The following is an 18,524-nucleotide window of genomic DNA, read 5'->3' as shown; positions in this document are numbered from 1 at the left end:
GGCTCAGCGGAACAGGCAGCGCGTGTCGAGGCGGTAGAAGTCGGACGGCACGAACGGGTTCCACGTCTGCCGCACGAAGTAGAGCTGGCGCAAGTCACGGCTCACCAGGGGGTGGAACTCGTCCTTCTCCGTGTTCACCGCCGGGCCCAGGTTGATGGCCTGCGACCACGTGCCGCCGCGGTTGTAGCTCACGTAGAGGTCACCCAGCCCGTACCCATCCGGCCGGTTGAGCGTGGCGAAGACCATCAGCCGCCCATCCGGAGACACCCACGGGTTGTACTCCCAGGTGTCCGGGCTGTTCACGCCAAGGCCCAGGTTCTCCGCCGGCGCGTAGCCCGTCCGCGTGCGCACCGAGCGGTAGATTTCGAAGTCCGAGTCGAACGTGCCGCTCGCGAAGTACAGCGTCCCGTCGTTCGTCACGCTCGCGTACAACTCCTGCCGCACGGAGTTGACGTTGGGCCCGAGGTGCTCGGCCGGCCCCCACCCACTCCCGACGCGACGCACGACGTAGAGGTCGGTGTCGTCGCGCAGCACGCCATCCACCGGGCGGATGGACGAGAAGTAGATCGACCGGCCGTCCGGAGAGATGAACGGGTCCGAGTCCTGGTACGTGCCCGAGAACGGCGCCACCTCGCCGGGAGTCCAGTGCCCATTCCGCAGGTGCGTCACGTAAATCGTCTGGTACGGCGGCGCCTCGTGGTCGACGTGGTAGTACGCCGTCCGCCCGTCCGCTGAGATGGACAGCCGGTACTCCGAGCGCTCCGGCAGCGAAATCTCCCCGGGTGCGAAGAGGCTGCCTCCCGGCTCGCAGGCCGCGGGCCCCAGCGGCTGCGCGGCCTCGCCCGTCTCCCACGCCTCGTCCGGCACGATGGGCTCGGGGGGATTGCACGCCACGGTGGCCGACGACATGGCGAGGATGAGGGACATGGACCACTGCTTGAGCGACGTATGCATGCGACGTCTCCTTTGTTGTCTGGAGACAGTCGCCCCGCCTCGCACGAGGGTCGACGCCGATGTGACGAACGGTGGAGGCCCTGGGACGAACGGTGGAGCCGCGCATGCGGCCCCGCTTCACGAGGACAGATCGAGCACCTGTTGCAGCCGCGCCCGGTAGCTCCGGCCCGTGGTCAGCTTCGTGCCGTCACGAAGGAGCAGCACGTACTCGCCCGGGGGCAGCGGCTCCACCTCCTCGATGCGGTCCAGCCGCACGATGAGCGAGCGGTGGACCCGCATGAACTTCGCGGGGTCCAGCTTCTCCTCCAGCGCGCTCATCGTCTCCCGTGCGAGGTACGACTGCTTCCCCAGGTGCACGGAGACGTAGTTCCCCTCCGCCTCCAGGTAGTCGATGTCCTCGACGCGCAGGAAGCGCATGCGCCAGCCCACCTTGGTGATGAGCCGCGTCGCATACCGCTCCTGCGCCGGGGGCCGGGGGAGCGAGAGCGACTCGAGCCGCTCCAACAGGTCCGTGGCCGGGGAGCGCCGCCGCTCGCGCGCGCGGGCGAGGCTCATGCGGAAGCGCTCCTGGTCGAACGGCTTGAGCAGGTAGTCGAGCGCGTTGGCCTCGAACGCCTGCACCGCGAAGTCGCGGTGGGCCGTGACGAAGACGACGGTGGGCCGCTTCTCGGGCGCCACCGCGCGGAGGACGCCGAAGCCGTCGGGCGCTGGCATCTGCACGTCCAGGAAGACGAGGTCCGGACGCACCGCCTCGATGGACGCGATGGCCTCGCGGCCGTCCCTGCACTCGCCAATGACTTCCATGTCGGCTTCTTCCGACAGGAGGTCCTTGAGGCGCTCGCGGGCGAGCGGCTCGTCGTCGACAATCAACACCCGCGTCCGCGGCGTCATGTGGACGGCACCGTGCGGAAGGGGATGGCGAGCGTCACCGAAGCGCCCCCGCCGGCCGCGTCCCGCAACTCCAGCCGATGGTCCGTGCCGTAGAGCTGCTGCAGCCGCTCGCGGGTAATCCACAGCCCCTTCCCGCTGCTCGCGTGCGTGGGCGCGGGCGCGGCGTTCAGGCCCACGCCATCGTCCCGCACCTCCAGCAGGAGCGCGGGGCCCTCGCGGCGCGCGGCCACCGTCACCGTGCCTGGCGCGGAGCGCGGGGCGATGCCGTGCTGGATGGCGTTCTCCACCAGGGGCTGGAGGACGAGATGGGGGACGTGCGCGGCGAGCGTCTCCGGCGCGATGTCCTGCGTCACCGTCAGCCGGTCGGCGAAGCGCACCCCCTGGATGTCCAGGTAGAGCTGCAGGGTGCGCAGCTCGTCCTGGAGGGTGACCTCCTCCCGGGTGGCCGCGTCGAGCGTTCCACGCAGCAGCGCGCTCAGCCGCGCAATCATCCGCTCACTGCCGCGCGGGTCCCGATGCACCATGGCAGAGATGGAGTTGAGCGCGTTGAAGAGGAAGTGCGGATGGAGCTGTGCCTTGAGCACGTGCAGCTGCGCGCGGGCGAGCTGGGTGTCCCGCAGCCGGACCTGGTCGGCGTAGTAGACGGCGTGCGCCACCCCGAGAATCGTGAGGTAGATGAACGGGTTGTAGAGCAGCGCGTGCGCGAGCACGTCGAGGAAGGCGGGAGGCTGGCTGTACCAGCCGACCCACGGCTCCGTCAGGAAGATGACCGTCGCGCGGAACAGCGACACCGCGAGCGCACCGGCCACGTGGAGCGTGACGCGTGAGGTCAGGTGCCGCCGCTCCAGCGGGAAGCGCAGCCCGAACCATAGGATGGCAATTGTAATGGGCGTCCACAGGACGTTGGAGCTTCCCCAGGTGAGCAGCGCGTGCTCCCAGGTGGCACCTCCCACGTCGTGGGCTTCGCTCGCGGCCGCCAGACCCGAGAGGGCCCAATAGGCGAACGCGGCCAACCACCATCGCCAGTTGATACTGCGTGTCATATGCAAAGTGTATGCGTCCTTGGCACTTCACTGTTGGCTATCGCCCATTTACAGCGACCGCCGCACGGGCGTTTGATTCCCCACAGCCCCCTATCCTCGCGCCCATTCACGAGTACGGGGGCAGACACCTCAGGGGGAATCATGCAATCCCGTTGCGTTATTCATCGTCGAGACTGTAGTGCGGTTCTCGTAGGGCTGTGGCTTTCAGTTCTCCTGGTAGGAGCCTCCGCGTCAGCGGCACCGTTCGCCCTCTTCGAGAGCGGTCAGGTCCGACCCCTCGCACTCTCTCCCAACGGGAAGCTGCTCTTCGCCGCCAACACGCCGGACAACCGCCTTGAAATCTTCCGGGTGGAGACCAGCGGCCTCGTCCACCGCGGCTCGGTGCCCGTGGGCCTGGAGCCCGTCGCCGTCGCGGCGCGGAGCAACGAAGAGGTCTGGGTGGTCAATCACCTGTCCGACAGTGTCAGCGTCGTGCGCCTCGACTCGAATGACAGTGGCGGCACGGTGACGCGGACGCTGCTCGTGGGTGACGAGCCCCGCGACATCGTCTTCGCCGGCCCGGGCCGCAAGCGCGCCTTCATCACCGCCGCGCACCGGGGACAGAATGCCTCGTTCGACCCGAAGCTCACCACGCCGGGTATCGGCCGCGCGGACGTCTGGGTATTCGACTCGGAGAACCTGGGCAGCACGCTGGGCGGCAACCCGCTCACCATCATCTCCCTCTTCAGTGACACCCCCCGCGCGCTCGCGGTGACGCCGGACGGCTCGCGCGTCTACGCGGCGGCGTTCCACTCCGGCAACCGCACCACCGTGCTCGCCGAGCGCATCATCCCCGACGGCGGCGAGGCGGCGGGCGGCGACCCCGGCCCCAACACCAACTTCCAGGGCGTGCCCGCACCCGAAGTCGCCATGATTCTCAAGTACAACGGCCAGGACTGGCTGGACGTGGTGGGGCGCCCCTGGACGGACCAGGTGCGCTTCTCGCTGCCGGACAAGGACGTGTTCGCCATCTCCGCCACCGCCAACCCGCCCGTGCAGCTCCCGGGCTCCGCGGGTTTCTACTCCGGCGTGGGCACCGTCCTGTTCAACATGGCCGTCAACCCGGTGAGCGGGAAGGTCTACGTCAGCAACACCGAGGCCCGGAACGATTTGCGCTTCGAAGGCCCCGGCACCTTCGCCGGCACCAGCCTCCGCGGACACCTGCACGAGAGCCGCATCACCGTGCTGGGCGCGGGCGGCGTCGCGGCCCGGCACCTCAACAAGCACATCAACTACGGCGTCTGCTGCGCGCCCGTCCCCAACGCGGAGAGCGAGAAGAGCCTCGCGCAGCCGATGGGCATGGCGGTGACGTCCAACGGCGCCACGCTGTACGTCGCGGCCTTCGGCTCCTCCAAGCTGGGCGTGTACTCCACCGCCGCGCTGGAGGCGGACACCTTCGTGCCCAACACGGCCAACCAGATTCCGCTCACCGGCGGCGGCCCCACGGGCATGGTGCTGGACGAGGCGCGCGGGCGCCTCTACGTGCTCACGCGCTTCGACAACGCTATCTCCGTCGTCAACACCGCGACGAAGCAGGAGGTGGCCCACCTGCCCATGTTCAACCCGGAGCCGGCGAGCGTGGTGGAGGGGCGCCCCTTCCTCTACGACGCGCGGCGCAGCTCCAGCCATGGCGACTCGTCCTGCGCGAGCTGCCACATCTTCGGTGACTTCGACAGCCTGGCCTGGGATTTGGGCAACCCGGACGGCACCGTGAAGCTCAACCCGAGCCCCATCGTCCCGGTGCTGCCCGAGTTCGGTGATGACCCGACGCTGGGGCAGGACACGTCCTTCCACCCGCTCAAGGGCCCCATGGTGACGCAGAGCCTGCGCGGCATGGCCAACCACGGCCCCATGCACTGGCGTGGAGACCGGAACGGAGGCGACGCCGCGCCCAGCTCGCAGCCGGCCAGCGGCTCCTTCGACGAGGACGCGGCCTTCAAGCGGTTCAACCCGGCGTTCATGGACCTGCTGGGGCGCAACTCGCAGCTCACCCCGCAGGAGATGCAGAAGTTCACCACCTTCATCCTCCAGGTGATGTACCCGCCCAACCCCATCCGCAAGCTGGACAACTCGCTCACGCCGCAGCAGCAGGCTGGCCGGAACTTCTTCGTCAACGTCACCACGGACTTCCAGGGGGCGTGCAATTCCTGCCACGTGGTGGACCTGAATGCCAACCCGGGCGAGGGCCCCTTCAAGGGCTTCTTCGGAGCGGACGGCCGCTCCGGCTTCGACGCCGGCAGGCAGTTCCCCAAGGTGCCGCACCTGCGCAATCAGTACCAGAAGGTGGGCATGTTCGGCGTGGCGTTCACCTCGGGCAGCACGGTGCCGGGAGATGCCTTCCTCGGAGACCAGGTGCGCGGCTTCGGCTTCAACAGCGACGGCACCATTCCCACGCTGTTCCGCTTCGGGAGCGACTTCGACCTGAGCCTGCTCAACCCCGTCGGCATCCCGCACACGCCGGAGGGCTTCACGGCGAAGAAGAACATGGAGCAGTACATGCTCGTCTTCGAGAGCAACCTGGCGCCCATCGTCGGGCAGCAGGTGACGCTCACCTCGGGCAACGTGTCCGTGACGAGCCCGCGCATCGACCTGATGCGGCAGCGCGCGGACGCCAGCGAGTGTGAGCTGGTGGCGAAGGGCCGGGTCGCCGGGCAGGACATGGGCTTCCTCTACTCCGGGAGCGGGAAGTTCAAGGGTGACCGGCAGCAGTGGCCGCTCGTCTCCGACTCGGACCTGCGGCTGGGCGTCGTCCTGGGCAACGGGGTGATGACGTATACCTGCGTGCCTCCGGGCTCGGGCCCGCGCATCGGTCTGGACCGGGACCTCGACGGGCACCTGGACGGAGACGAGCGGGCCGCGGGCACCGACGCGGCGAATCCCCTCAGTCACCCCTGAGGCGGACGGGCCACGGCTCGCGTGCTTCACCGGGCGGTTACAATGCCCTGTCACTGAGTCGGTAGCATCTTCCCGCCGGGCCCGGATGTCCCCCCGGGCCCGGCAATCACAAGGATGGACCTCATGGCAGCGACGCGCCCCACCGTTGTCTTCGTCCACGGACTCTGGATGCATGCCGACAGCTGGAAGCCCTGGATGGAGCTGTTCCGCGCGGTCGGCTACGAGACCCTGAACCCGGGATGGCCCGGGGAGCCGGGTACCGCGGCGGAGGCGATGGCTCATCCGGAGCTCGTCGCCAACAAGGGCATCGCCGAGGTGACCGAGCACTACGAGCGAGTCATCCGCTCGCTCGGCGCGAAGCCGATTGTGATTGGCCACTCGTTCGGTGGCCTGATTGTCCAGAAGCTGCTCGGCATGGGAGTCGCGGCGGCGGCCGTGGCCATCGACCCGGCGCAGATACGCGGCGTGCTCCCGCTGCCCCTCGTCCAGCTCCGCAACGCGCTGCCGGTGCTTGGCAACCCGCTCAACTACAAGCGCGCCGTGGCCCTGACGCCGGACCAGTTCCACCGGGGCTTCGCGAGCACCGTCACGCGAGAGGAGTCCGACGCGCTGCACGCGAAGTACATGATTCCTTCGCCCGCCCGCCCCCTGTTCGAGGCGGCGCTGGCCAACCTGAACCCCGGGACGGCGGCCCGGGTGGACCTCCACGCGAAGCGCGGCCCCCTGCTCATCATCGGCGGCGGGAAGGATGGCACCGTGCCGGAGGTCATCAGCCGCGCGGCGCACAACCTGTATCGCAAGGCGCCCACCGTGAATGACTACAAGGTGTTCCCTGACAGGGGACACTCGCTGGTCATCGACCGCGGATGGAAGGAGGTCGCCGAGACGGCGCTCGAGTGGCTGTCCAGCCACGGGCTGTCGCCCTCGGCGATGGGGGATGCGGCGTTCATGGGGGCGGCGCCGTCCCCGACGACGGAGCCCCGGGCGCACTGACGATTCGTGGGCCCGCGCCCGGTGTCTCCGGCGCGGGCCCTTGTTTCACAGGGGTGCTCAGGCTCCGCGGCGGCGCAGGGCCAGGACGGCGCCCGCGAGCGCCACCACCAGCCACATCGCCAGGGCGCCAGGGCCCGTTGCGTTGCAGCCTCCGCCGCCCACGTCACCGTCGGTCGACGTGCCCGCGTCCGGCGGCTGCGTCCCCGCATCCGGCACCTGCGTGCCCGCGTCCGGCGTGCCCGCGTCCGGCTCCTTCGTCAGCGTGCTCTCGTCGAAGTACGCGCCGCACGCCGGGTCCTCCGTCGCGGCCGCGCGCTGCGCCAGGGCCAGCACGTAGGCGCCCGCGCCGAAGCCGACCATGGGGGCGTTGAACTTGTACCTGCCGTTGCTCTCGTCGTACGTCTCCGCCACCGCGAGGTAGTTCTTCAGCGACTGGTCCTTCACCCAGTTCAGCACGCGGTCCGCCCGCGCCGTGTCCCCGGCCAGACGCTTGGCCACCGCGCCGCGCAGGCTGACGATGACCCACTCCGCGCTGTCGTACTCGCTGCCCCACGGGCTCACGTCCGCGCCGCCCGAGTGGTCATACCGGTCATCGTTGCGCTGCCAGCCCGCGCCCGCCGGTGAGGACAGGCGCAAGTCCAGCCCGCGCATCGTGGCCGTCGCAATCTTCCCCTTCGGGTCGAACAGGCCGAAGGCGAACGCGTCGAACACCGCCGCGTCCCAGTAGCCCCGGCCCGTCTTCAATTCCTCCAGGTTCGAGCCCAGCGCGAAGTTGGCGTCCGTCAGCTTCTCCGCCAGCGCGCGACGGATGCCATTGCCCGCGTTGCGGTAGCGCAGCGCCCGGTCCGCGTCGCCCTTGCGCTCGGCCAGCACCGCCGCGTCACACAGGCCGCGCGCCGCGGTGATGCTGGTGTACGCCCACGCGCGCTGCCGCCCGTTCCAGTGCGTCTCCCAGATGGACGAGTCCGGACGGATGAGCCCCGTCTCCGGGTCGATGAGCGCCACCAGCGCGTCCGCCACCTTCGTGGACACCGTGTCCCAGTGCTCGTCCACCAGCGACAGCTCCCCCGTCACCTGCTCGTAGTGCCGCAGCGACCAGAGGAAGAGGCCGAAGCCGTCGAACTCCAGGTTGGGGCCGGACTCGTTGAAGTCCGTCTCCTCCACGCCGAAGCCGTGGTAGCGCGTCAGCGTGATGATGTACGGCGGCATGTTGTACGACTGCAGCTCGCGCCAGTCGCGGAACCGGCCGCTGTCCGCCTGGAGGTAGTACGCCAGCGCCGCGCGAGCGCCGTTGGTCATCCCCAGCGTCGACATCGCCGCCGCCGCGTAGGCGCCGTCCCGAATCCACGCATACGTCCACTGTCCCGGCGGAAGGCTGGCCAGCACCGCGCCCTGGCCCGCGTGCTGCACCCGGACCGGCAGCACCGCCGGCTTGCCTTCGACGTCCTTGAAGCGCGTGCGGCGCACCTCGCCGTCCTTCGTCAGCCACTCGCGCAGGTACGCATCGGTCTCGCGGACCTGTGCCATCGCCAGCACCACCGCCGACTGGCGCACCAGCGACTCCTCGTCCTCCGACACGCCCGCGGGCACCTTCACGAGCTCGCGCTGGATTCCCTCCCAGCGCGCAAGCTCCGCCTCCACCAGCGCCTTCGCGTCGGAGGCGCCCGCGTAGTCCGTCAGCCACTTCCCCGCCACCGCCCCGGACTCCGGATTCGCGTGGTGCGCGAAGGCCACGCCCGCCCACTTCTCCGCGCCCGCCGCGATGTCACCGAGGTTGAACTGGTACGCCGTGGCCCAGCCCGTGCCCGCGGACGGCTGCGCCGTGAAGTCCTGCAGGTCCTGCGAGCCGCCGCCGTTCACCACGTTGAAGCCGTTCTGCGAGCCCGTGGCGCTCGCCAGCCAGGCCGCCTTCTTCGCCACCGTCCCCAGAGGCCGCGCCGCCAGCACGCCCGCGAAGCCCTTCTCCGAGAAGACGTCGCCGGTGAGCTCCACCGTCTCGCCATTCTCGTCCGTCTCGGACATCACGCCCGGCCGGCCGAAGCCCAGGTGGAAGTTGTGGAGCGAGAAGGCGCTCACCCCCGTCACCGCCGCCGTGCCCGTGTTGCGCACCCGCAGCGCCATGACGAAGGCCGCGTGCGGCAGGCCCTGGGGCGCGAAGACGTACGTCGTCGCCTCCAGCGTGCCCACCTTCTGCACCAGCATGGTCACCCCCGTGCCCGCCGTCTTCCCCGGCGCCCAGGGCGCGTAGCCGCTGGCTTCCAGGTTGGCGTCCTGCGTGCTCAGCCAGCGCTGCGTGCCGCCCGAGCGCAGCCCGAAGAACGCGTCGAAGAGCACGTCGCGCGAGTGCACCACCTTCGGCTGGCCCTTCTCGAAGACGTCCGCGCCCATCGCGTCGATGATGGGCTCCTCGGTGGCGAAGAGGTGCTCGCGGAAGTGCGTCACCTTCTTCTGCTCCAGGTCCAGCATCACGGCGCCGTGGCCGTTGGACGACGGCAGGCGCAGGAAGGTGCGCTGGACGGCGACCTCGGCGCGGGCGTTCGGCGCCACGGCACAGAGGAGGGTGAGGACGAGGGGCACCGCGAGGCGGTACGGGCTTGGAACGGGTTGCATGGCGCGGATTCTGGAGTGCTTCCGGCCCCGGGGCCAACGGCTACCCAGGGCCTGGCCCCCGACGCGGGGCAGCGCCGACCCCGAGCGCTTTTTTTCGCCCCCCTCCCCCGCAACCGTGGCCGGGGACTCGTGTTCAAGGTCCTTGATTAATGGATTATCCAGTATTTTAAGAGAAGCCGGTCGCGCTGTCGGTACGGGGTAGGAGCGCGCCCGGCGTCACAGGGAGGGAGCGTCTCATGCGCGTCGTGCGTCTCCGCGGATGGCTTCACCCATGTGACGGTGATCGGAAGTGGCCAGTTTCGGTCAGACCGGGTCTCAGAGACGGTGAGGCTTCGCTTCCGCAGACCCTGGACGCACGGGCAATGAGCTGACCTGCACGGTGGTGCCCAAAGGCTCCGAGGTTCGCATCGGCATCGACCGCGATCTGGACCGGGACGAGCTCGACCCGGGCACCTGGCCGGACGACCCGACCAGCCATCAGCCCCAAGATTTTTGTGCGGGCCGTTCGCACCATGGCGACCCGCACACCCGGTAGCTCGAGGCACAGTGCCTCGGGCTACCGGCATTTTGGGGCACCGCTTACGTCACGAGTCGGGACAACCCTCCGGGACTCCTCGGGTTTGTTTCACGGCGCGGTGCGTAGAACCTGAATCACTGTTCAGGCGAGAGCGGATTTCTGGCGCCCATTCGCAATCCCTTGGCGTCGGAAATTGCCAAGAAATGAGACTTACTCCGTTCTTACTTCTGCGCGGCGTCCGTCCACACCACGCCGCGGCCGGAGGGGAACGCATGATCTCGCTCGCCTTGCCCATGGGGTTCTTCTGGAAGAGGGTCGCGACCTGGCTGCGCATCCTGATGACCCAGGTCCTCTACATCGCTCCCCTCTTCTGGTTCATGGAGCTGGCGCAGAACATGGCGTGGCGGCAGGTCAACGGGGACTGGGGCTGGGTGTTTCCCGAGTCGCCCTACCACTGGTTCTCCTTCGGGAGCCTCATCCTCTGGGCTGGCTGCGTGGCCATGCTGTGGAGCCTGCACTTCTTCTGGTTCTACCCGCGCCGCGTGAAGGTGTGGACGCGCATCGCCATCGCCACCGTCTTCACGTGGGCCGGTGAGTGGTTCGGCGGGTACGTGGCGGCCAACGTCTTCGGCCACCCGCTCCAGGTGTGGCCCGGCTCGCCGCTCATCTACGTGCACTGGTGCGCCATCTTCTTCTGGATGAGCAACTGCATCGTCTACCACCTGGTCACCGTCGACGTGGTGGACCTCACCCCCGCCTACGACGCGCCGCCCGACGAGGCCCCCGCCGCGCAGACGGCCTGAGCCTTCCGACACGCCGAAGTCCCCTGGGCCGCTCCCGGACCTGCACCACGGTCCGCGGGCGGCCCGTGACGTTTCTCAGGGCCCGTTGACCGCTCCTGAGTGAGCAAGTACACCGCGCGGCTCGCGGGGGGCTGGGTCAGGCGCGCTTCTCGCTCGCGGCGGGCGCCGGCTCTGAAGCAGGCTCTGGCGCGGGGGCGGGCGGGCTTGCCGTCTGCGCGGCCTGCTGCAACAGCGCGGTGGCCTGGGCAGGCACGATGCTCACGGGTGCAGCCGGGGCCATTGCCACGGGCTGCGCATACACGGGGGCGGCCGCCACCGGCTGCGAGGGCACCGCCGTCGCGGCGGGCTGCGCGGCCGGCTGGGGCTCCGGAGCACTTCGACGCGCCTGCTGCTGGCCGAAGATGTAGCCGCCCACCGTGCCCAGCAGCGTGCCGAGCACCGCGCGGTCAATCTTCTCTCCCGTGCCGAGGATGATGATGGTCAGCAGCAGGAAGGCCATGCCAATCATCTCGACGAGGATGCGCTGGTGGAAGATGGTCTGCTGCACCTCGGGCTTGAACAGGAGCGTGGCGAGGTAGAGCAGCAGCAGCACCACGACCATGATGATGATGGCCCAGGTGAGCCGCCCGTCCGTCTCGAACTTCTGCACCTGACGCGCGTCCAGCTCCACACTCAGCTTGTCGATGGCGGCCTGCGAGTCCTTCACCTGCCTGTTGTGCAGGTCGCTGGTGGCCTGCGCGCGGTCGATGATGCCCTGCCACGTCTTCGCCACCGCATCCTGGTCCTGGGTGAACAGCCGCTCCAGCTCACCGAGCGATAGCGTCTTCGCGCGCTCGGTGGCGCCCGCGAGCGACTCCCGCATCTGCTCCTGGAATACGTCCGGGGTCATCCCGCTGTCGCGGCCCGTCTGGGGGAAGCGCAGCACCTGCAGCTCGGTCCAGCTCGGCAACGCCGTGCGCTTGATATCGCCATACAGGTCGTCGATGAGCGGAATGCGCTGCTCCTGGCTCGGGGGGCGGGGCAGGAAGTCCGCCAGCGCGAAGGCCATGGCGTCGGCCAGCTCGGTGGCGGTCCGCTCCAGCCGGGAGTAGGCCTCCCTCGTCGGAAGGGCGCCCCTCGTCGTCACCTCGTTCACCGCCGCGAAGTCCTTCTGGAAGCGGTTGAGCAGGGGCGCCATCCGCGCGCTGTCGAACTTCTGCGCCTGGACATCCGCCTGCCGCGCCCGCGCCTTCTGGAGCTCGTGACGAAGCGTGGAGAGCTCGGACTCGGCCTCCTCCAGCCGCTTCTGCTCCGAGGCCATCCGCGACTGGACGAGTCCCGTGGACTGCTTCGACAGGTCCTCGTCCGACTCGGGCGAGGAGTCCGCCGCCAGCGCCGTCCCCATCAGGCCAAAGACGACGAGCACGGCCATCCGTCCTGCGTTCATGACATTCACCCCAGAAGAACGGACCCGGCCACGGAAGTTCCCGGCCACGGCCCGCTACAGGGCGCCATCCTAGGGACGGCTTCCGCGAGGCTCCAAATTCCACCCGGTCATGGACTACCGACCGGCGGCTTCCAGCGCGGGCGCGGGGATGAGGCGGTACGACGCCTGCGTCTTCAGCGCTCGGCTCCTTGCCAGGAGGACGAGCGCCGCGCCTTCGACGAAGACAAAGGCGGACGTCTTGTGGAGGTAGGGGTCGAAGACGCCGGAGCGCTGCTGCCGCTCCATCCAGGCCGCCTGCTCGGAGATCATCCCCTGCAGACCCGCGTCGAAGGCCTGCTCGTCCTCGGTGGCCAGGGCCTTCAGGGTGTCGAACCGGAAGGACTGCCCGCCCTGGAGGCAGCGCTCGAAGGCCGCCAGCCCCGCGTCCAGGTCCTTGCGCTGGAGGAGCAGGGAGATGAGTCCGCCGAAGTAGTGGAAGTCCTCTTCGGCCTCCATCCGCGGCATCCAGGTCGGCGTCATCGCCGCCGCGAGGTCCCTGGCCCGCTCCCACGCCCCCACGGTGATGGCATCGAAGAGCGGTTCGCCCTTGCTGCGCGCGAGGTAGTACTGGTCGAACTCGGAGCACGCGCTCCGGCGCCTCAGCAGGCCCTGGTAGAGCGTCGCCGCCTGTTCGAGGCCGTCACGGAAGCCATCCTCGTCCAGCTCGGACAGCAGCAACCCGCAGCCGTACTGCCGCCAGAGGGACGCGGTCTCGAGTGTCAGCTTCGCGTCCGGCTTCGCCGACGACGACTGGAGCCGGGGCATTCGCTGGCCCAGGAGGAAGAGGAGGTTGTCGAGGACCGTGTCCATGAACGGGAGGCCTCAGCCTGGAATCGTCTTGCCCGCTGGGTTGACCGCGAGCCCCGTGAGCCCGGCTTGCTGGAAGGCTTCGAGCAGGTCGGAGCGCAGCACCATGAGCCTCGGGAGCTCGCCGAGGCGAAAGAGCTGGGCGTTGTCGGGGACGGCCTCCTCACGGACGCACAGCAACTTGACCTCCGCGAGCTCGTTCGGGTCGCTGGTGTAGCGCCGATACTTCGAGCGCTCGAAATCCAGACACGGCACCCGTACCAGCGGATTGACGATGACGTAGGGCTCACGGACGCGGCGGCCGCGCTTGTCCAGGAGATTGAAGGGCAGTAGCTCGACAGCGGTACCCACCAGCCCCCGCTCCTTCAAGACGGCTTGTACACGCTGGGACGCGTAGAGCATACGGTCCGGGTTGTCGATGAAGTCCGTGAGCATGTCGCCAGCCTCTTCGTACAGGCTGAGCTCGGTCGTCGGCGGCAGGTAGGAGGCACAGGGAATGCCATCGCTCAGGTAGACATAAGTCTCGACCTTGTCCGGCAGGTCGACGATCTCCACCGCGCGCGGGTCCAGGGCATGTCCGAATGTGTAATAGAAATAGGGCATAGGTTCACGGTTCAGACGTTGGCGGCCGTGAGCTGAACACCGGCCTTCATGGTCTTGACCTGCTCCAGCAGCTCCACCGACAAGGAGTTCAGGTTGTCGAGGATTTTGGCCTTGAGATCCTTCGGGTGCCTCTTCTGCAGGATGGCGGCGTCAAGAGACTTCCTGAGGTCACGCAGCCTCTTTTTGAGTGAGACCTGGTACGCCTTGTGCGCCGGCACACCCCATGGACAGTGGGCCGGCAGTCCCACGATGAGCGATTCGAACTCCTGCTGGGGCAGGAGCATCATGTTCTTCTCATTGTGGATGTTCCATCGCGAGATGAGGACGAGCTTCACCACCAGGTCGGAGCGCGACGGGCTGCCGGAAGCCCCGTTCCCGATGACCCAGTTCTCGACGGCTCCGATGGGGATGAGGTGGTGGTAGTTGTGCTCGTACGGATAGAAGGCGCCATAGCCGCCCAGCGCCTTGTTCTGGCGAGGCTGGAAGTTGGGCCGATTGCCCACCCTCAACAGCTGCCTGGGAACATGGGCGAGATGTTTCACCCCGAGGTGCCATCCTTCCGGCCCACGGCGCAGCCAGGTGAGCGACTTCCTCGCCTTCTTGATGAAGTCATCGAGCGTGAGCTTGCGCTCCGAGTTCCCACTGACGGGGAAGCGCCTCCAGATGCGCTTCTGCGCCTTGCCGTCCAGTCCGAAGTCCTCATCAATGAGCTTCATCCGCCGGGCAATCTTCGAGTGGTCCTTGTTGTAGAGCGCGCTGCGCTCCGCCAGGGACACCCTGTAGCCATTGGTCATGTGATTGCACGGATGGGAACTCCACCCGGCATTGTCCGTGAGGGTGTGCCGCCACAGGCAACCGAAGCCGGAAGGTCGGTCCGGGTGGTTGAGCGTCTTCGGGTCCCAACCCAGATGGCTGTCGCTGGAGGCCATGCGTGCTCACTCCCTTGGACGGACGAGAAGGCCCGAGGCCACCGCGCCGGAATCCGACCTGGACCAGACGAGGATTTCGTTTCCACGCGCGTACTTCCTGACGAACGAGCGCGTTGCCGCGGCGACCGAGATGGCTCCACTGGCGGCCCCGGTGTCGCCCAGGGACACCGCCGGCCAATGCGTCCGGGCCTCGGCCAGCACGGGCCCTTCACGAAGGCGCGCCAGGGCGGTGCCCCACTCCATGGCACGAGACTCCTCGCCATTGAGGTCGCCGTACACATCCCCGACCCGGGTGGCCTGGGCCAGGGTGCCTTCGACGGCTCCGACCAGGCGCATCATGGGAGGAGACCCCTCCACCGGCGCTCCAGCTTCGGGCGTGCCGCTCACGCGGAGTGCTTCGACACGCGCTTCAATCCGGGCGCCCCGTCTTCGCGCCACGGCCTCATGCTCGACCAGCACGGCCGCCGCCGCCTCACCCGGCATGAAGCCCACCGGGTGCTCGGCGGTCTTGAGCCGCCGACGCATGGCCAGCGCTTCGAGCACGCCCAGGTCACTCGTGAGGCTGTCCACACCCACGATGAGCACCCGCTCGAACTGGCCTGCGGCGATTGCCTTCGACGCTTCTGCCATCGCCGCCAGCACCGCGACGTTCCCGTATGGGAATACCTTCTGCGCATTCGTTCGGATGGGCAGTCGGGTGCGTCGGACCACCAGCGGGGCGAGCCACTCCTGAAGGAGAAGCTCCGGGCCCTCCTGCTCGGGAGCTCGAGCCGCTGAAATGCAGAGGAACAAGGCGGTGCTTTCCCAAGCGCCCCCATCATCCGAAGCGAGCCCTGAATAGACGACGAGGTCCCGGATGGCTTCCTGCACGAGGAGCGCATACAGCCCCAGGCCCACGAACCCATCGCTGAGTCCCCGGAGCGGATGTCCCATGACGGGCTCCACTCCCGGCGTATCGCCCGATGATACGACCTGGAGCTCGAGCGGACTGGGACGGGCCATTCCGCAGCGGAGCGCCGCGCAACCCGAGACCACGTCATGGCCCAACGTGGACACCATGCCCAGCCCGGTAATCGCCAGGGACATGCGGGCAATGCTAGCGCCGCACCTTGCTCCTCCGAGGCTGCCCCGCGGGGTGAGGGAGTCGATGCAGAGTCAACTCTGTCCCACCGCCAACCCTGGCGTGTCCAACGGCAGCTTCAGCCGCGCGCGGCACCCGCGTCCCTCGGGGCGGTTCTCCAGCCGAAGTCCTCCGCCGTGCGCCTCCGCAATCTGCCGGCTCAGCGCGAGGCCGATGCCGCTGCCCTGCGGCTTCGTCGTGAAGAACGGCACGAAGAGGTTGCCGGAGTCCACGAGGCCCGGGCCCTCGTCCTCCACCCAGACCTCCACCGCGCCCGGCGTCAGCACCGCCCAGGACACCCAGACCTCGCCCCCATCCGGCACCGACTGCACCGCGTCCACCGCGTTGCGCACCAGGTTGATGAGGAGCTGCTCCAACTGGTCCACGTCCCCGCTCAACACCAGCGCCGGCCCCGCGCGCACGCCCACCGGCCGGCGCTTCTCCAGCGCCGCCACCCGCCGCACCCAGCCGTCCACCTCCACGTCCGCCAGCGCCGGAGGCGGAAGCCGCGCCAGCCGCGCGTAGGCCGACATGAAGCGCCCCAGCGACTCCGAGCGACGGGCGATGATGCCCAGCCCGCTCTTCGCGTCGTCCTCCCAGTCCGATGGACGCGGCTGCATCACCAGCGTGTCGCGCAGCGCCTCCGCAATGGAGCCAATCGGCGCCAGCGAGTTGTTGATTTCGTGGCTCAGCACCCGCACCAGCCGGCGCCACGCCTCGCGCTCCTGCTCGCGCAGCGCCAGCCGCAGGTCCGCCAGCACCACCAGCGTGTGCGGCAGGCCGCCCTGGCGGAACGTGCCGCGCCGCAATTCATACGGGCCGCCCTCCTCCGCGAAGCTGCGCGTCAGCCTCCGGGGCGCCGGGCCCTCCAGCAGGTCCGTCAGGTTCAGCGTGCCCGCGCCCTTCCCCATCAGCTGCTGGCGCGACTGTCCCAGCAGCCGCTCACCCGCGCGATTCACGAGCTTCAGCGTGCCCTCGCCGTCGAAGGCCAGCACGCCGACGTCGATTTCCTCCATCACCGCTTCCAGGAGCGCGCCCGCCTCCAGCGCTCCCAGCCGCTGCTCGCGCAGCGTGTCGCCCAGCGCGTTGACCTCCAGCAGCACCTCGCCCAGCGCGTCGCCACCTCGCGCGCCCCGGCCGCGCACGGAGTAGTCCCCCTCGCGCAGCGCGGCCAACAGGTTCGCCACCGCGTGCAGCGGCCGCATCACCCGCTCGCGCACCAGCAGCCCCACGCCCAGGAACATGCCCACCACCAGCGTGGTCAGCGTCCACTGCACCTTGGCGGAGAAGTCCCCCAGCCACACCAGCACGAGCGACGCCACCGAGCCCGGCAGGCCCGCGAGCCACGCGAGGCCGAGCACCTGCAAGTCATGCTGCGGCGGCCCGCGCTTCTGCTTCACCGAGCTCCCTTGATTCCGTAGTGCTGCAGCCGCCGGTACAGCGCGCTGCGCGACAGGCCCAGCCCCTTGGCCGCCTCGCTCACGTTGCCCTCGTGCCGCGCCAGCGCGCGCTCGATGAGGTAGCGCTCCACCTCTTCCAGCGTCATCTCCTCCAGCCGAGACGCACCCTCACGCGTCGCCCGCTTGAGCAGCAGGTCCTCCGCCGTCACCTCGTCGCCCGCCGCCATCAGGAGCGCGCGCTCCACCGCGTGCTCCAATTCGCGCACGTTGCCCGGCCACGCGTACGACAGCAGCGCCTCCAGCGCTCCCGGAGACAGCCGCATCGTGGGCCGCCCATAGCGCCGGCCGTGCTCCGCCAGGAAGTGCGACGCGAGCAGGGGAATGTCCTCGCGCCGCTCGCGCAGCGCCGGCAACTGCAGCTCCACCGTGTTGAGACGGTAGAGGAGGTCCTCGCGGAAGCGCCCCTCCGTCACCGCCTTGGACAGGTCCACGTTGGTGGCGCTCACCACGCGCACGTCCACCCGCCGCGTCTTCGACGAGCCCACCGGGTGCAGCTCGCCCGTCTGCAGCACGCGCAAGAGCTTCGCCTGCTGCGACAGCGGCATGTTGCCAATCTCGTCCAGGAAGAGCGTGCCACCGTCCGCCAGCTCGAAGCAGCCGATGCGGTCCGTCTTCGCGTCGGTGAAGGCGCCCTTCACGTGGCCGAACAGCTCGCTCTCGAAGACGCCCTCGGACAGGCCACCCGAGTTCACCGCCACGAAGGGCCGGTCCGCCCGCGTCGAGGACGCGTGGAGCAGGCGCGCCACCACTTCCTTGCCCGTACCGTGCTCGCCCGTCACCAGCACGTTGGCGCCAGACGGGGCCACGCGCTCAATCAAGCGGCGGATGGGCTGCATGGCGCGCGACTCGGACACCATGGTGGGCAGGCCACCCTGGCCGCGGCGCAGGTGCTGGTTCTCCTCCTCCAGCCGCCGGCTGCGCTTCAGCGCCCGACCCAGCTCCAGTTGCGTGCGCAGCGTGGCCAGCAGGCGCGTGTTGTCCCACGGCTTCTGCACGTAGTCGCGCGCGCCGCCGCGCATGGCCTCCACCGCGCCCTCCACGCTGCCCCAGGCCGTCATCACGACCACCGGCAGCGCCGCGTCCTGCGCGCGGATGCGGCCCAGCAGGTCCATGCCCTCGCGCCCGGACGTCGTGTCGCGCGCGTAGTTCAGGTCCATCAGGACCAGGTCCACGTCCTCCGATTCCAAGGTCGCCAGCGCACCCTGGGGCGACTGGGAGGTGACGACGGAGTACCCATCGCGCTTGAGCAGCAGCCGCAGCGCTTCCAGCACGTCGGCCTGGTCATCGGCGATGAGGATGCGGGAGGGCCGGGCGGTGGACGCCGGCGCGGGGGCGGGGGGAGTCGGGACTTGGGGAAGAGGCTCGGACACGGAGGTTACCCAGGGCAAGAATGCG

At 69.1% G+C, this 18,524-nt stretch carries 14 protein-coding genes; 3 read left to right on the top strand and 11 right to left on the bottom strand.

What is annotated here, in order from left to right; all coding sequences use genetic code 11:
• Positions 1-3: 3 nt before the first annotated feature.
• The 3 genes from G4D86_RS08520 to G4D86_RS08510 all read right to left on the bottom strand — a co-directional run bounded on the left by G4D86_RS08520 (position 4) and on the right by G4D86_RS08510 (position 2,888).
• Positions 4-954, bottom strand: a complete 951-nt coding sequence (locus G4D86_RS08520) for a TolB family protein (RefSeq protein ID WP_163991421.1) — start codon at positions 952-954, stop codon at positions 4-6.
• Between the two features lie 117 nt (positions 955-1,071).
• Complete coding sequence (locus G4D86_RS08515; protein ID WP_163991419.1) at positions 1,072-1,845, bottom strand: LytR/AlgR family response regulator transcription factor; 774 nt, start codon at positions 1,843-1,845, stop codon at positions 1,072-1,074.
• On the bottom strand, positions 1,842-2,888 hold the full coding sequence (locus G4D86_RS08510) for a sensor histidine kinase (RefSeq protein WP_163991417.1): 1,047 nt from the start codon (positions 2,886-2,888) through the stop codon (positions 1,842-1,844). The genes G4D86_RS08515 and G4D86_RS08510 overlap by 4 nt, the downstream gene beginning before the upstream one ends.
• 141 nt (positions 2,889-3,029) lie before the next feature.
• Here G4D86_RS08510 and G4D86_RS08505 point away from each other — a divergent pair, with 141 nt between their 5' ends.
• Positions 3,030-5,822, top strand: coding sequence for a YncE family protein (locus G4D86_RS08505; RefSeq protein ID WP_163991415.1), 2,793 nt, complete (start codon positions 3,030-3,032; stop codon positions 5,820-5,822).
• A 123-nt stretch (positions 5,823-5,945) separates the two neighbouring features.
• Entirely contained in the window at positions 5,946-6,815 is an 870-nt protein-coding gene (locus G4D86_RS08500) for an alpha/beta hydrolase (RefSeq protein WP_163991413.1), read from the top strand.
• Positions 6,816-6,872: 57 nt separating this feature from the next.
• Here G4D86_RS08500 and G4D86_RS08495 read toward each other — a convergent pair whose 3' ends face one another.
• A complete protein-coding gene (locus G4D86_RS08495; RefSeq protein WP_163991411.1) occupies positions 6,873-9,425 on the bottom strand; it encodes a glycoside hydrolase family 15 protein in 2,553 nt (850 codons plus the stop codon).
• A 789-nt stretch (positions 9,426-10,214) separates the two neighbouring features.
• Here G4D86_RS08495 and G4D86_RS08490 point away from each other — a divergent pair.
• Positions 10,215-10,745, top strand: coding sequence for a hypothetical protein (locus G4D86_RS08490; RefSeq protein ID WP_163991409.1), 531 nt, complete (start codon positions 10,215-10,217; stop codon positions 10,743-10,745).
• Positions 10,746-10,881: 136 nt separating this feature from the next.
• On the opposite strand, the gene G4D86_RS08485 is transcribed toward G4D86_RS08490, so the two are convergent.
• The 7 genes from G4D86_RS08485 to G4D86_RS08455 form a co-directional block, all read right to left on the bottom strand.
• Complete coding sequence (locus G4D86_RS08485; protein ID WP_163991407.1) at positions 10,882-12,171, bottom strand: hypothetical protein; 1,290 nt, start codon at positions 12,169-12,171, stop codon at positions 10,882-10,884.
• 114 nt (positions 12,172-12,285) lie between these two features.
• Positions 12,286-13,020 carry an immunity 49 family protein gene (locus tag G4D86_RS08480; protein WP_163991405.1) on the bottom strand — a complete coding sequence of 245 codons (735 nt, stop codon included), beginning with the start codon at positions 13,018-13,020 and terminating at the stop codon, positions 12,286-12,288.
• 12 nt (positions 13,021-13,032) lie between these two features.
• Positions 13,033-13,620 (bottom strand): imm11 family protein, encoded by a 588-nt coding sequence (locus tag G4D86_RS08475; RefSeq protein WP_163991403.1) that lies wholly within the window; start codon positions 13,618-13,620, stop codon positions 13,033-13,035.
• A gap of 11 nt (positions 13,621-13,631) precedes the next feature.
• Positions 13,632-14,549, bottom strand: a complete 918-nt coding sequence (locus tag G4D86_RS08470) for a hypothetical protein (RefSeq protein ID WP_163991401.1) — start codon at positions 14,547-14,549, stop codon at positions 13,632-13,634.
• A 6-nt stretch (positions 14,550-14,555) separates the two neighbouring features.
• Entirely contained in the window at positions 14,556-15,482 is a 927-nt protein-coding gene (locus G4D86_RS08465; protein ID WP_240360124.1) for a hypothetical protein, read from the bottom strand.
• Positions 15,483-15,704: 222 nt separating this feature from the next.
• A complete protein-coding gene (locus G4D86_RS08460; protein WP_163991397.1) occupies positions 15,705-17,069 on the bottom strand; it encodes a sensor histidine kinase in 1,365 nt (454 codons plus the stop codon).
• Positions 17,066-18,499 carry a sigma-54-dependent transcriptional regulator gene (locus G4D86_RS08455; protein WP_205519500.1) on the bottom strand — a complete coding sequence of 478 codons (1,434 nt, stop codon included), beginning with the start codon at positions 18,497-18,499 and terminating at the stop codon, positions 17,066-17,068. Before G4D86_RS08455 ends, G4D86_RS08460 begins: the two co-directional genes overlap by 4 nt.
• Positions 18,500-18,524: the final 25 nt, after the last annotated feature.

Origin of the sequence: Pyxidicoccus caerfyrddinensis (assembly GCF_010894405.1) — a bacterium.
GTDB lineage: Bacteria > Myxococcota > Myxococcia > Myxococcales > Myxococcaceae > Myxococcus > Myxococcus caerfyrddinensis.
This window is presented reverse-complemented; position numbering and strand designations above follow the sequence as displayed.